At 68.5% G+C, this 12,978-nt stretch carries 11 protein-coding genes and 1 pseudogene; 7 read left to right on the top strand and 5 right to left on the bottom strand.

Going from position 1 to position 12,978, the window contains the following annotated elements:
- Positions 1-21 precede the first annotated feature (21 nt).
- From ccmB to AB4Y64_RS01470, 3 genes are all read right to left on the bottom strand, one after another.
- On the bottom strand, positions 22-711 hold the full coding sequence (gene ccmB, locus AB4Y64_RS01480; protein WP_441814686.1) for a heme exporter protein CcmB: 690 nt from the start codon (positions 709-711) through the stop codon (positions 22-24).
- Positions 708-1,358, bottom strand: a complete 651-nt coding sequence (ccmA, locus tag AB4Y64_RS01475) for a heme ABC exporter ATP-binding protein CcmA (RefSeq protein WP_441814685.1) — start codon at positions 1,356-1,358, stop codon at positions 708-710. The genes ccmB and ccmA overlap by 4 nt, the downstream gene beginning before the upstream one ends.
- 140 nt (positions 1,359-1,498) lie before the next feature.
- On the bottom strand, positions 1,499-2,005 hold the full coding sequence (locus tag AB4Y64_RS01470) for a DUF3293 domain-containing protein (RefSeq protein ID WP_441814684.1): 507 nt from the start codon (positions 2,003-2,005) through the stop codon (positions 1,499-1,501).
- Between the two features lie 148 nt (positions 2,006-2,153).
- Between AB4Y64_RS01470 and AB4Y64_RS01465 the strand changes: the two genes are divergently transcribed.
- The 7 genes from AB4Y64_RS01465 (at position 2,154) to AB4Y64_RS01435 (ending at position 10,283) form a co-directional block, all read left to right on the top strand.
- Complete coding sequence (locus tag AB4Y64_RS01465; RefSeq protein ID WP_441814683.1) at positions 2,154-3,302, top strand: pyridoxal phosphate-dependent aminotransferase; 1,149 nt, start codon at positions 2,154-2,156, stop codon at positions 3,300-3,302.
- Positions 3,299-4,111 carry an amidohydrolase gene (locus tag AB4Y64_RS01460; RefSeq protein ID WP_441814682.1) on the top strand — a complete coding sequence of 271 codons (813 nt, stop codon included), beginning with the start codon at positions 3,299-3,301 and terminating at the stop codon, positions 4,109-4,111. Before AB4Y64_RS01465 ends, AB4Y64_RS01460 begins: the two co-directional genes overlap by 4 nt.
- Positions 4,112-4,472: 361 nt before the next feature.
- Positions 4,473-5,057: an OmpA family protein gene (locus tag AB4Y64_RS01455; protein ID WP_441814681.1), complete on the top strand. Its 585-nt coding sequence runs from the start codon at positions 4,473-4,475 to the stop codon at positions 5,055-5,057.
- A gap of 163 nt (positions 5,058-5,220) precedes the next feature.
- On the top strand, positions 5,221-5,685 hold the full coding sequence (locus AB4Y64_RS01450; RefSeq protein ID WP_441814680.1) for an aminoacyl-tRNA deacylase: 465 nt from the start codon (positions 5,221-5,223) through the stop codon (positions 5,683-5,685).
- A 78-nt stretch (positions 5,686-5,763) separates the two neighbouring features.
- Positions 5,764-8,004, top strand: a complete 2,241-nt coding sequence (locus AB4Y64_RS01445) for a hypothetical protein (protein WP_441814679.1) — start codon at positions 5,764-5,766, stop codon at positions 8,002-8,004.
- Positions 8,005-8,093: 89 nt separating this feature from the next.
- The gene (locus AB4Y64_RS01440; protein WP_441814678.1) at positions 8,094-9,509 is read left to right on the top strand and encodes an NfeD family protein; all 1,416 of its coding nucleotides are present in this window, start codon (positions 8,094-8,096) and stop codon (positions 9,507-9,509) included.
- Between the two features lie 12 nt (positions 9,510-9,521).
- On the top strand, positions 9,522-10,283 hold the full coding sequence (locus tag AB4Y64_RS01435) for a slipin family protein (RefSeq protein WP_441814677.1): 762 nt from the start codon (positions 9,522-9,524) through the stop codon (positions 10,281-10,283).
- Positions 10,284-10,359: 76 nt separating this feature from the next.
- Here the strand turns inward: AB4Y64_RS01435 and AB4Y64_RS01430 are convergent, their stop codons facing one another.
- Positions 10,360-12,045: a pseudouridine synthase gene (locus AB4Y64_RS01430; RefSeq protein WP_441814676.1), complete on the bottom strand. Its 1,686-nt coding sequence runs from the start codon at positions 12,043-12,045 to the stop codon at positions 10,360-10,362.
- Positions 12,041-12,964, bottom strand: a pseudogene (scpB, locus tag AB4Y64_RS01425) (SMC-Scp complex subunit ScpB); the annotation flags it as partial. The pseudogene scpB and the gene AB4Y64_RS01430, both read right to left, overlap by 5 nt.
- Positions 12,965-12,978 lie beyond the last annotated feature (14 nt).

The following is a 12,978-nucleotide window of genomic DNA, read 5'->3' as shown; positions in this document are numbered from 1 at the left end:
TCTGGCTCAACAGTCTGGTGACTAGCTGAGCGCAATCCGTATCGCCGCGGCGGCGGCAACCGGTGCCAGTACCAGCGCCACGGCCAGGCCCGCGCCCAGCAACAGCAGCGCGCCGACGGGATTGAGCCCCTGCGCCGCGGCAGCCACGCTGCCGGCGCCGAACACCAGTACGGGCACGTACAGCGGCAGCGCCAGCAACGCGACAAGTATACCGGAGCGCCGCATTCCGACCGTCAGCGCCGCCACCACCGCGCCCAGCAGGCTCAGCAGCGGCGTGCCCAGCGCGAGCGAGGCCAGCAGCACCGGCAACTGCTCGCGTGGCAGGTACAGCAGCTCGGCCAGGAACGGGGTGGCGATCAGCAGCGGCAGCGCGCTGGTGGCCCAGTGCATGAAGGTGCGCACCGCGACCAGCCAGGCCAGCGGCACCGGCGCGAGCATCCACTGTTCCAGCGAGCCGTCCTCGGCATCGCCGCGGAACAGGGTGTCGAGCGATAGCAGCCCGGCCAGCAGCATCGCCAGCCACAGCACCGCGCCGGCGACCTTGGCCAGCGCCAGTTTCTCGCCACCCAGGGCGAGGGCGAACAGCACGATCACGAGCAGGGCGAACAGCGCCGGCTGCAGCGCATCGCCGCGGCGCCGCCAGAGCAGGCGCAGGTCGCGCGCGAGCAGGGCGCGGGCGGCACCGGCGAGGGTGGCGGTCTGGGCGCTCATTGCATGCCTCCCTTGGCCATCACCAGCATCCGCGTGCGCACCGGCGGTGCGGCGTAGGCGCCGTGGGTGGTCACCAGGGCGGCCCCGCCCTCGCGCAGGTGCGCCTGGACCATGCGGTTGACCAGCTCGATGCCGTCCAGGTCCAGGTTGGCGTAGGGTTCGTCGAGCAGCCACAACGGCGCCGGGGACATCCACAGGCGCGCCAGGCTGAGGCGCTTCTTCTGCCCGGCCGAGAGCTGGCGGGCCAGAGTGTCCTGGAAGCCGGCGAGACCGACGATGGCCAGGGCATTGCCCGGCAACTGGGCGCGGCGGCGGCCGTGCAGGCCGCACAGGAAATTGAGGTTCTCCAGCGCGCTCAGGTCCGCCTTCAGCCCGGGCAGATGGCTGAGGTAGGCAATGGCGCGGGCGCGCCGGGCGGTGCCGGCCGGCTGGCCGTCGAGGTCGACTTCACCCTCGTCGGCGCGCAGCAGGCCCGCCAAGACCCGCAGCAAGGTGGTCTTGCCGGCGCCGTTGTCGCCCTGGACCAGCAGTGCCTCGCCGGCGTCGACACTGAAGTCGAGCGGGCCGAACACGGGCTCGTCGTTGCGCGCAAAGCGTAAGCCGCGGGCTGCGAGCAGCGGCGGAGCAGGTCGGTCGGTTGGCGTCATCGGCTGGGAGGCTGCGGCCCGGTGGCCGCGAAGGCGTCAGTTTATGCGAGTCGCCGGGGGACCGGTTTGTCGGCGTCGGGCGGGGGTAGCCGGCGGTCTTCCGCCCGGGATGGGCGGGCTGCGACTGTCAGCCCGGGGACTCAGCCGGTGACCCAGTCGGTATGGTCCACCGGCGCCGCCGAAGCAGGCGCGGGCGGCCTGGGCATCAGCATCCGCAGGCGAACCGGTTCGCCGGGCTGCCAGGCCAGGACCGCGGCCTGGCCGAACTCGAGCGCAAGGCGCAGCAGTTCGGCTTCGTCGATGCCGCCCAGCAGCCAGCCCGGTTCGCGCCAGTGCCCGGTCGGGTCCTGCGCCCAGGCGGGGTGGCGGACTGCGCCGGCGGCATCGAGCTGGTTCACCAATAGCGCGTCGGCGGCTTGGTTGGCCGACTCCGAACGCGGCTGCGAGGCCGGGTTCCAGGCGGTGATGAAGGCGTAGCGCGAGGCGGGCCAGTACGCTTCCAGGTCGCTGGCCGGCAGGCCGACCCGCAGCGGCAGGGCGTCTCCGTCGAGCACCACCACGTACTCCGCGGCAGCGTAGGCGATGGCCAGTTCGACGGCATTGACGATCCGCAGCTCGCGCATGGCGCGCAGTGTGAGTGTGGCCACGCGACAGTGCAATCGCATGGCAGCGCCAAGCCCGCCGGGCCGATGGGGTGATGACCACTCGTCATAACGCCGCCAGGCGCGCATCCTTACACTTGTCCGCCTCGACGGTTTCCCTGTTGTCCAGCCTCTTGCGAGCAAGCCCCCACCGATGACCCTGCAAACCAAGCTGCCGAAGGTCGGCACCACCATCTTTACCGTGATGTCCCAGCTCGCGGTCGAGCACAAGGCCGTGAACCTGGGCCAGGGCTTCCCTGACTTTGCCGTGCCCGAGCGCCTGATCGAGGCCCTGGACCGCGCCATGCGCGACGGCCACAACCAGTACGCGCCGATGACCGGCATCCCGGCCCTGCGCCAGGCCATCGCCGCCAAGACCGAGCGCTGCTACGGCCACCGGCCCGATGCCGATACCGAGGTCACGGTCGCTTCCGGCGCCAGCGAGGCGATCTTCGACGCGATTGCCGCCGTGGTGCGCCCCGGCGACGAAGTGATCGTGCTCGACCCCTGCTACGACTGCTACGAACCGGCGATCGACCTGGCCGGTGGCCGCGCCGTGCACGTGCCGCTGGATCCGGCCACGTTCGCCCCGGACTGGGCCCTGGTGCGCGCGGCGGTGACGGACAAGACGCGGCTGCTGATGATCAACTCGCCGCACAACCCGTCCGGCGCCATGTTCGACGGCGACGATATCGAGCAGCTGACCGCACTGCTGCGCGGCACCGACGTCCTGCTGCTGTCGGACGAGGTATACGAGCACATCGTCTTCGACGGCCGCGTCCACGAGTCGGTGCTGCGCTATCGCGAACTGCGCGAGCGCGCATTCGTCGTATCCAGCTTCGGCAAGACCTACCACTGCACCGGCTGGAAAGTCGGCTACTGCATCGCACCGCCGGCACTGTCGGCCGAGCTGCGCAAGGTGCACCAGTACAACACCTTCTGCACCTTCGCCCCGGCACAGTGGGCCTTCGCCGAAATGATCGAGGCCGAGCCGGAACACTACGAGCAGCTCGGCGCGTTCTACCAGGCCAAGCGCGACCGCTTCCGCGAGCAGCTGTTGACCACTCGCCTGAAGCCGTTGCCGGTGCCGGGTGGCTATTTCCAGCTGGTCGACTACTCGGCGGTGAGCGACCTGGACGATGCCGCGTTCTGCCGCTGGCTCACCACCGGGAAGGGCGTTGCCGCGATTCCGCTGTCGCCGTTCTACGAAACGCCGCCGCAGGGCCAGCGGCTTGCCCGCCTGTGCTTCGCCAAGAACGAGGCGACCCTGGACGCGGCAATCGAAAGGCTGCAGAAGCTATGAGCCAGGCACCGACGAACGACCTGCGGGTATCGCTGGTCCAGGGCGAAACCCGCTGGCACGACCCGGCCGGCAACCGTGACTATTACGGCCGCCTGATCGCACCACTGCACGGCACCACCGACCTGGTGATCCTTCCCGAAACCTTCACCAGCGGATTCTCCAACGATGCCATCGGCAATGCCGAAGGCATGGACGGCCCGACCGTGGCGTGGATCGGCGCACAGGCGCGCAAGCTCGACGCTGCAGTGATGGGCAGCGTGCAACTGCGCACGGACGAGGGCGTGTTCAACCGCCTGCTGTTCGCCACGCCCGACGGCGCACTGAGCACCTACGACAAGCGCCATCTGTTCCGTTATGCGCGCGAGCACGAGCGCTACGCCGCCGGCCGCGACCGGCTGGTGCTGGAGTGGAAGGGTTGGCGTATCTGCCCGCTGGTCTGCTACGACCTGCGCTTCCCGGTGTTCTCGCGCAACCGTTTCGATGTGGAGCGCCCTGGCCAGCTCGACTACGACCTGCTGACCTACGTCGCCAACTGGCCGTCGGCGCGCAGCTATCCGTGGAAGACGCTACTGCGGGCTCGCGCGATCGAGAACCTCAGCTATGTCGCCGCGGTCAACCGCGTCGGCACCGATGGCAACGGCCTGCACTACGCCGGCGACAGCGCGGTGATCGATTTCCTCGGCCATCCGCTCAGCGAATGCACCGACGAGGAAGTGGTGGTCACCACAACCTTGCTTGCCGCGGAACTTGCCGCGCACCGCGAGCGCTTCCCGGCCATGCTCGACGGCGATTCGTTCGAGCTGAGATGAACGGCTTGAGATGAACCGTCGCCGGCACGCGGAATCGCGCGCCGGCGAATGGCAATGCGTCGCGGCGTCGCGCGGTTTTTCGTGAACCGAGCTGATACGAAGGACCGCAGCGCAATATTGACATCGCTGAACTGTGCACACGTTCGCGATCGACGGCGCTCCATCGCGTGTTCAGGCAACGCCTCATTAACGTTGGCTATGACATTGATACAGCTCCACCATCAACGCTGACTAGCCACCACCGCGCGCCCCGCGCACAGAAAATCAAGAATCGTTCCATTCGGGCTGCAGCGACTTCCCCCGGTCCTGCACGCATTTCCCGTGCGCATGCATCGCGCATGGATATTGAAGGAGACATGTCATGGTTACCCGCACCTTCCGCAATGCCGGCCTCGTCGTCGCCCTGAGCGCCGCCACCCTGGCCGGTTGCTCCAGCTACATCAAGCGCGACGAGTTCGACAGCACTGTTGCCGACCTTCGCGCCACCGACCAGAAGCTGCAGTCGCAGATCGACTCGCTCTCGCAGAAGCACGATGCACTGGTCACCCAGCTCGCGGGACGCGTGCGTGTGGAAACCGGAGCGCACTTCGCCACTGGCGACGCCTCGCTCAATGAAGAAGACAAGCCGTTTCTCGACGACTTCGCCCGCGTGATCAAGGACAACCATTCCGACGCGCTGATCACCATCGAAGGCTTCACTGACCCGGCCGGTTCGGCGGTTGCGAACCGTCGCCTCGGCCTGCAGCGTGCGCAGGCGGTGCGTGACTACCTGGTCAGCTCCGGCCTGGGCGCCCAGCAGGTCCGCGCAGTCAGCTACGGCGAAGACCAGAACCGCCAGGTCCGCGCAGGCGCCATCGGCGATGCCGGCCGCGACAACCGCCGTGTCTCGCTGGTTGTCGACTACGCCGGCGTAGCGATGCAGAACACCGCTCCCCCGGCCGGCTGAGTCGCATCACCGCCCTCTCCCGGGAACGGGAGGGGGCGGCAGGGATTACACTGCGCCTGCCGCGCACGAGTGCGCGGTCTTCAGCTTCGACAAGGACGCCGGCGCGACGCGCCCGCTGCCACCGGACCAGCCGTGCCGGCTCCGCCATCAGGGAGCCCAGGCCATGTCATCGCCACGACTAGAACAGTTCCTGCATTCCAATCGCGTCCCGTACGACACGATGACGCACCCGCACGCATTCACTGCCCAGGCCACCGCGGCCAGCGCCCACATCGACCAGCGCGAAATGGCCAAGACGGTCATGGTCCGGCTCGACGGCAAGCTGGCGATGGCGGTGATTCCATCGAGCGAATGGCTCGACCTTGCCAGCCTGCGACAGGTAAGCGGCGCGCGTGAAGTCGCCCTCGCCAGCGAATCCGATTTCAAGGACCGCTTCCCCGAATGCGAGGTCGGCGCCATGCCGCCGTTCGGCAACCTCTATGGCATGGAGGTGTACGCCGCCGACACGCTTCCCGAGGACGCGCGTATCGCCTTCAACGCCGGCAATCACCGTGAGGTGATGCGGATGGGCTGGCAGGATTTCGAGCGGCTGGTGCACCCGCGGGTGGTTCACCTCACCCGGCACTAGTTGCGATCACTGCCGGTCGGCAGTCACGCATGCCCGCGTGATGCCGATTCTCACAGGCGCTTGGCTAAGCTCCGGCGCATGAACAGCGCCCCATGGAACAGCCAGATGCGCGCGTACTGGAATCGGCTCCCGGCGGGCGCGCGCCCGTGGATCAGGCGCATCGGCCTTGGCCTGCTGATCGTGTACGCCGCCTACGTACTGCTCGGCAACGTGTTCCTCAACACGCCGTTGGGGCCGTGGGTCGCCAATCGCAAACCGGAAAAGTTCGAGATCCATTGGGGGCCTGGCCTGACCCTGTGGCCGGGCAGGGTGACGGTGTGGGACGTCGCCATGAAAGGCCAGGTCGCGCGGACGAAGTGGGCCGTGCAGGCCGGCAAGGCGAAAGGCAGCGTGGACATCCTGCCGCTGCTGCACAAAGAGGTCCGCGTACCGGACGTCGAGGCGTTCGACGTCAGTGGTGGCGCCGACCTGCTCCAGGTGCGCAAGCCGCCGCCGCAACCGCGGCCCGGCGGCTGGGTGCTGCGCTTCGATCGCATCCACACCCGCTCGATCAAGTCCGGGCACTTCGCCGGCCTTGAGCTGCAGGGGCCGGGCAGCGCCGAAGTGGGCTTCTACAAGCAGCTGCGCGGCGGTGCGCTCGAGCTGATGCCATCGACCGCGCATTTCGACAAGGCGCGGCTGTCCTACAAGGGCGACACGATGCTGCACGATGCCCGCATCGACGCGAAGTTCGCGATCGCCCGGCATACGCGGGCGCAGGCGCCAGGCATTCGCAAACTGCTGATGACCGATGCCGAGCTCAACCTCGATGGCCTCACCGCGGCCCTGAAGACCGTCACAGACCCCAACGGAAAGACCACGGTCTCCACCGTGCCCGGGCAGGGGCGTGCGCATGCGAAGCTGGCGTTCGCGCGCGGTTCGCTCAAGCCCGGCAGCGAGCTTCGCTGGCACATGCCGGTCACCGGCACCGATATCGCCGGCCGGCCTCGCGAAAGCGCGATGGATTTCCTCATCGACGTCGATCGCGACATCGTGGTCAAGGCCAACGTACCGGCGCACGAGGGCAAGGCGCTGTATCTCGACGCCGATCTTCGCCTTCGCGGCACGCAGGTTCCCTTCCAGGACTTCAAGGCGGCGCTGCCACGCGCATCCGGCCATGTGGTGGGGCGCTGGGAATTCTCCTCGCTGCGCTGGCTGGGCAGCATGTTCAACGCACCGTGGCTGGTGCTGGACGGTTCCGGCGCGGTCGACGCCGACGTGCAGGTGGTCGAGGGCAAGGTTGCCGCAGGCAGCCGCATCGGCATCCCGGAAGTCGATGCCGTCGCGCACGTCATGGGCAGCCGCATCCAGGGCCGCGCGCGGGCCGACGGCCGACTTGATGCGGGCGACGGCGACGAGCTGCTGCCGCAGCTGGCGCTGGTCATGGAACACTTCAACATGGCAGCCGAAGACGCGCCCGACCGCCCCTACGTGGAAGGGCAGAACCTGCGCCTGGACCTGCAGACCGTTTCGGGGCTGGAGCGCGACAAGCTGAAGCAGCCCGGTGCGATGAAGGAAGTGCGCGATGCACTGCGGGCGCACCTGGTGTTCGTTGACGCGCGCGTTCCCGACCTGCGCACCTACAACCGCTACCTGCCCGTGGAGCACATGCGCTTCGATGGCGGCGCCGGTACGGTCAGCGGCGACCTGACACTCGACGGAGCCGGTGCGGTCGGCACCGGCGTGGTGCGGGTCAAGGGCAGCGGCACGCAACTGCACTTCGCCGGCATCGCCCTGCGCGGCAACGTCGACGTCAACACGCAACTGCGTCGCGCCGACCTGAGCGGCCACAACTTCAACATCGACGGCACGCGTGTGGCGTTGAACAACATGAGCTTCACCGAGCCCGGTGGCGAGTCGCGCAGCGGCTGGTGGGCGCGGATCGACCTGCAGCGGGCGCGCATGGACTGGGACAAACCGGCCACGGTCAGCGGCCGCGCCAACGTCGCCATGAAGGATGTCGGGTTCCTGCTGGCGCTGTTCTCGCGCAAGCGCGACTACCCGAAGTGGGTCTTCAAGATGATCGATTCCGGCCAGGCCCAGGTCAGCGCCAACGTGCAGTGGAAGGACGACGTGCTGGTGCTCGACCGGGTCGAAGCGAGCAACCAGCGCTACGAACTCAAGGCCCGGCTGCGCCTGAAGGGCAAGAGCCGTGTCGGCAGCCTCTATGCGAACTGGGGTGTGCTCAGCTGCGCGGTGGCGGTCAACAACGGTCAGCGCGATTTCCACATGATCAAGGCCAAGCAGTGGTACGAATCGCAGCCGAACCTGCTGCGCTGAGATCGCCGTCGCAGCGATTCCGTTTCCTTAACGCGCGGTGGAGTTAACTCGTACCACGGCGGGCGCCTGGCACGCCCTGCGGCGCACTCATGAACGTGCACTTCCGGATGTGGATGATTGCCTGCGCAGTACTGCTGGCGGCGCTGGCGGTGCATGCGCAGCCGGCACCGACGCCATCGGCAGGCGTGCTGCTGCTCGACATCAAGGGCGGTATAGGCCCGGCCACCCGCGACTACCTTCGCAGCGGGCTCAAGCGCGCCAGCGACGACGGTGCCCGCGCCGTGGTGCTGCGGATCGACACCCCAGGTGGGCTCGATGCGGCCACGCGCGACATCAACCAGGCGATCCTTGCATCGCCGGTGCCCGTGATCGCCTGGGTCGCACCGGAAGGCGCGCGCGCGGCGAGTGCCGGCACCTACATCCTCTATGCCTGCCATCTGGCAGCCATGGCGCCGGCGACGTCGCTCGGTGCGGCCACGCCGGTGTCGATGGGTGGAGGCGGACCCGCAGGCGCGCCGGAGAAGGAGCCGGACGAGGCGGCCGACCCGCGCAACCAGCCGCCAGGCGCACCCACGGCCACGCCGTCGCCACGGCGCGAGCCGCGCGACGCGATGTCGCGAAAGGTGATCAATGATGCCGCCGGCTACCTGCGCAGTCTTGCCGAACTGCGCGGACGCAACGGCGAGTTCGCCGAAGCCGCCGTGCGCGACGCCGCGACGCTGACGGCATCGCAGGCGCTGTCGCAGGGCGTGATCGAGATCGTTGCCGGCAACGTCGACGAGTTGCTGCGGCAGGCCCACGGTCGCAGGGTCCGGCTGGCGCAGCGCGAAGTGATGCTTGACCTTGCCGGGCAGCCGGTGACGGTGGTGACCCCGGACTGGCGCGCACGCTTGCTGGCGGTGCTGACCGAACCGACGGTGGCGTATGTGCTGCTGTTGATCGGTCTGTACGGGCTGGTGTTCGAGGGCTACAGCCCCGGCGCGATCCTGCCCGGCATGGTCGGTGCGATCTGCCTGCTGCTGGCCGCCTACGGGCTGCAGGTTCTGCCGGTCAATTACGCCGGGGTTGCATTGATCGTGCTCGGGGTTGCGCTGATCGCCATCGAGTTCGCGGTGCCCAGCCTGGGTGCGGCCGGCGTCGGTGGCGTGGTCGCGCTGGTGGCCGGCTCGCTGATCCTGTTCGACACACAGGTGCCCGGATTCGGCGTACCCGGCGGGCTCATTGCCGGGATAGCGATCGCCAGCGCGCTGGGGTTCATGGGCATGGTGTGGCTGGCCGCGCGTGCGCGACGACGGCCGGTGGTCAGCGGCCGCGAAGAAATGATCGGCCACCTGGCGGTAGCCATGCGTGACTTCGACGGACGCGGGCAAGTGCGCATCCGTGGCGAACAGTGGCAGGCGCGGTCGGCCGTGCCGGTGCGGGGCGGCCAGGCGGTGCGCGTGCTGGCGCTGGACGGACTGGTGCTGCAGGTCGCACCCGAGAACGACACACCTGCGTCTGACTGAAGGAGAGCTTGCATGTACATGGCCATGTACTTCCCGGTGGTCGTGCTGCTGGCGGTGATCCTGATCACCGCGGTCAAGGTGCTGCGTGAATACGAGCGCGGCGTCGTGTTCCAGCTCGGCCGCTTCTGGAAGGTCAAGGGACCCGGGTTGATCCTGCTGATACCGATCGTGCAACAGATGGTGCGCGTGGACCTGCGCACCGTGGTGATGGACGTGCCGCCACAGGACGTGATCTCGCGCGACAATGTCTCGGTGCAGGTCAACGCGGTGGTGTACTTCCGAGTGGTCGACCCGCAGAAGGCGATCATCAACGTCGAGCATTTCTACGAAGCCACCAGCCAGCTTGCGCAGACAACGTTGCGCTCGGTGCTGGGGCAGCATGAGCTCGACGAGATGCTGGCCGAGCGGGAGAAGCTCAACGACGACATCCGCAACATCCTCGACAGCCAGACCGATGCGTGGGGCATCAAGGTCGCCAATGTCGAGATCAAGCGGGTCGACCTCAACGAGACCATGGTCCGCGCGATCGCGCGCCAGGCCGAAGCCGAGCGCGTGCGTCGGGCGAAGGTGATCCATGCCGAAGGCGAGGCGCAGGCCGCCGCGATGCTGGTCGAAGCGGGGCGGCTGCTGGGCGGCGATCCGCGCGCGATCCAGTTGCGCTACCTGCAGACGTTGACCGAGATCGCCGGCGAGAAGAGCTCGACGATTGTTTTCCCGCTGCCCATGGATCTGCTGCAACAGTTGATGGACAAGGGCGGGCAAGGGCGGGCGTAGGCAGCCTTGCTCGTCAGGAAAAACAAAGGGCGCCGAAGCGCCCTTTGTCATTTCACTCGTTCAGTGCCGATTGCCGTCAAGCGCCGCCGCGCGGACCGCGACCGCCACCCGGGCGTCCGCCACCGCGCGGACCGCCAGGACGCGGGCCGCCGGCCGGACGGCCTGCGCCGCCGGGACGACCGCCGGGACCACCCGGACCGCCGCCACCCGGGCGACCACCGCCACCGGGGCGACCGCCAGCCGGACGCGGGGCGCGCGGCTTGTCGCCGTACGGATTGAAGCTGCCCGGATTGGCGTGGTCGGACGGGAAGCTCGGGGCGTTGCCCGGATGCCCGTACGGACGCGAGCTGCGCTGACCCTGGCCTTGACCCTGGCCGCCGCCACCGCCGCCTTCGCGACGCGGGCCGCGCTCGCCGAAGCCGCCGCGGCCTTCGCCGCCGAAGCCACCGGAACGCTCGCCGCCGTAGCCGCCTGCACCGCCACCCGGACGGCCACCGCCACCGGGACGGCCACCGCCGCCGCCGGGGCGACCGCCCTGCGGGCGACCCTGGCCGGGACCCTTGCCGCGACCGTCGGGATTGCGATGTCCACTCGGACCGGTGCTGACACCGTCCGGCACGTACCAGGTGCGGAACGCGGCCGGATTGCCATCGGGCAACGGCTTGGGACCCTTTTCCTTGCGCTGCTTGAACGGCTTCTGCGACTGGTTCGCTGCGGCTTCGCCGCTGACCGTCAGGCCGCCGTGCTTGCGCGGACCGCCGCGGCCACGACCGCCGCGATCCTCGCGGACGTGGTCGAAGCGACGCAGCTCGCGGCCTTCATCGGCGGTGTTGTGGCCGCCGACATAGCCATTGGAACGGGCGCGACCGGTGAGGTCGATGGTGGCCTTGGTCGCCTTGCGCTGGCCGATGACCGGCTGCAGCGTCAGCGACGACGGCGCGCCGTCCTCGAGGCCGAGCTTGCCGCGCAGCGCTTCGACCGCATCCGACGCGAGTTCGCGCGACTGGCCACGCAGCAGCTCGCGCGGCAGCGCGACGTCGCCGTAGCGCACGCGCTTGAGGCGGCTGACCTGGCAACCCTGCGATTCCCACAGGCGGCGCACTTCGCGGTTGCGGCCTTCCTTGACCACGACGCGGAACCAGTCGTGCGAATCGGTGCCGCCGATGCGTTCGATCTCGTCGAACTTGGCCGGACCGTCTTCCAGTGCGACGCCACGGGCGAGGCGGTCGACGATGTTGTCGGGAACCACGTCCTGGCCTTCCGGCGCGCGCACGCGGCAGACGTACTCGCGTTCGACTTCGAACGACGGGTGCATCAGCGCGTTGGCGAGTTCACCGTCGGTGCTCAGCAGAAGCAGGCCGGTGGTGTTGATGTCGAGGCGGCCGATCGCGATCCAGCGCGCGCCCTTGAGGGCGGGCAGGGCCTCGAAAATGGTCGGACGACCTTCGGGGTCTTCACGCGTGGTGACTTCGCCTTCGGGCTTGTTGTACATCAGCACGCGCGAGGGATCGGTCAGCGCGCTGGCGACGAACTGGCGTCCGTCGAGCTCGATCTTGTCGCCGCTCTTGACGCTCATCCCGACCTGCGCGGTCTCACCGTTGACCTTCACCAGGCCGTCGGCGATGCGCTGTTCCAGCGCCCGGCGCGAGCCCAGGCCGGCCTGGGCCAGGACCTTGTGCAGGCGCTCTTCCAGCCGCGGCGCTTCGCCGGTGGTGTCGGTGATGCGCTTGAGGGTGAGCTTGCGGCTCTTTTCTTCAGTCATGTCTGTATTGCTCCGACTCGGCCATCTCGGCCTCGTCTGTGTCTTCCGGAACGGTCGTCGTCTCGACGGCGTGTATGTCTTGCTCGGGATCGTTCACGTCCGCCGCGCGCATTCCCGGCGCGGCATCGGGGGTGCCCATGGGGGCGGTGTCTTGTTCGTTGGAATCTTCGAGGTCGGCGACTTCACTGCCGACTTCGGTTGTTTCGATGGCGGCGTCACCGGGCTCTTCAGCCAGATCGTCGTCGCCGTGTGCTGCGTCCATGTCGAGGTCGGAGTTGGAGGCCTCGTCCGCGCCGATGTCATCGCCGACGTGGTCGTCGACGTGATCGGCAATCCCGCCGGCCGCGATCGCCGGCGGCGCGCCATCGAACTGCAGCTGCGGTTCCAGCTCGCCGATGTCCTTGAGTTCCGACAGCGGCGGCAACTCGTCCAGTCGCTTGAGGCCGAAATAGTCGAGGAAGCCACGCGTGGTACCGAACAGTGCCGGCTTGCCGGGCACGTCGCGGTGGCCAACCACGCGGATCCACTCGCGCTCTTCCAGAGCCTTGATGATGTTGCTGTTGACCGCCACGCCGCGGACCTGCTCGATCTCGCCGCGCGTGATCGGCTGGCGGTAGGCGATCAGCGCCAGGGTCTCGAGGGTGGCGCGGGTGTAGCGGGTCTGGCGTTCGGTCCACAAGCGGGCCACCCAGGGGTGGACGTCGGCCTTGACCTGGAAGCGGAAGCCGGAGGCGACCTCGACCAGTTCCACGCCGCGATTCTCGTCGCCCGCGCGCAGCGCTTCGAGCGCCTGTTCGACGCTGTCGGCCGGCGCCGGCTGGTCCTCGGGGAACAGCGCCTGCAACTGGGCCAGCGTGACCGGCTGGTTGGAGGCCAGCAGGGCGGCTTCCACGATTCGGATGACTAGCTGTTGATCCATGCGGAGTAATTGCT

The organism is Lysobacter sp. TAF61 (genome assembly GCF_052113485.1).
Taxonomy (GTDB): domain Bacteria; phylum Pseudomonadota; class Gammaproteobacteria; order Xanthomonadales; family Xanthomonadaceae; genus Lysobacter_J.
The sequence above is the reverse complement of the archived record's forward strand: the minus strand, read 5'-3'. Positions and strand labels throughout refer to the sequence as shown.

What these genes read in the sequence shown, in the direction of transcription:
- ccmB (WP_441814686.1), bottom strand. Translation starts at nt 711, where the DNA reads ATGAGCGCCCAGACCGCCACCCTCGCCGGTGCCGCCCGCGCCCTGCTC.
- ccmA (WP_441814685.1), bottom strand. Translation starts at nt 1,358, where the DNA reads ATGACGCCAACCGACCGACCTGCTCCGCCGCTGCTCGCAGCCCGCGGC.
- AB4Y64_RS01465 (WP_441814683.1), top strand. Translation starts at nt 2,154, where the DNA reads ATGACCCTGCAAACCAAGCTGCCGAAGGTCGGCACCACCATCTTTACC.
- AB4Y64_RS01460 (WP_441814682.1), top strand. Translation starts at nt 3,299, where the DNA reads ATGAGCCAGGCACCGACGAACGACCTGCGGGTATCGCTGGTCCAGGGC.
- AB4Y64_RS01455 (WP_441814681.1), top strand. Translation starts at nt 4,473, where the DNA reads ATGGTTACCCGCACCTTCCGCAATGCCGGCCTCGTCGTCGCCCTGAGC.
- AB4Y64_RS01450 (WP_441814680.1), top strand. Translation starts at nt 5,221, where the DNA reads ATGTCATCGCCACGACTAGAACAGTTCCTGCATTCCAATCGCGTCCCG.
- AB4Y64_RS01445 (WP_441814679.1), top strand. Translation starts at nt 5,764, where the DNA reads ATGAACAGCGCCCCATGGAACAGCCAGATGCGCGCGTACTGGAATCGG.
- AB4Y64_RS01440 (WP_441814678.1), top strand. Translation starts at nt 8,094, where the DNA reads ATGAACGTGCACTTCCGGATGTGGATGATTGCCTGCGCAGTACTGCTG.
- AB4Y64_RS01435 (WP_441814677.1), top strand. Translation starts at nt 9,522, where the DNA reads ATGTACATGGCCATGTACTTCCCGGTGGTCGTGCTGCTGGCGGTGATC.
- AB4Y64_RS01430 (WP_441814676.1), bottom strand. Translation starts at nt 12,045, where the DNA reads ATGACTGAAGAAAAGAGCCGCAAGCTCACCCTCAAGCGCATCACCGAC.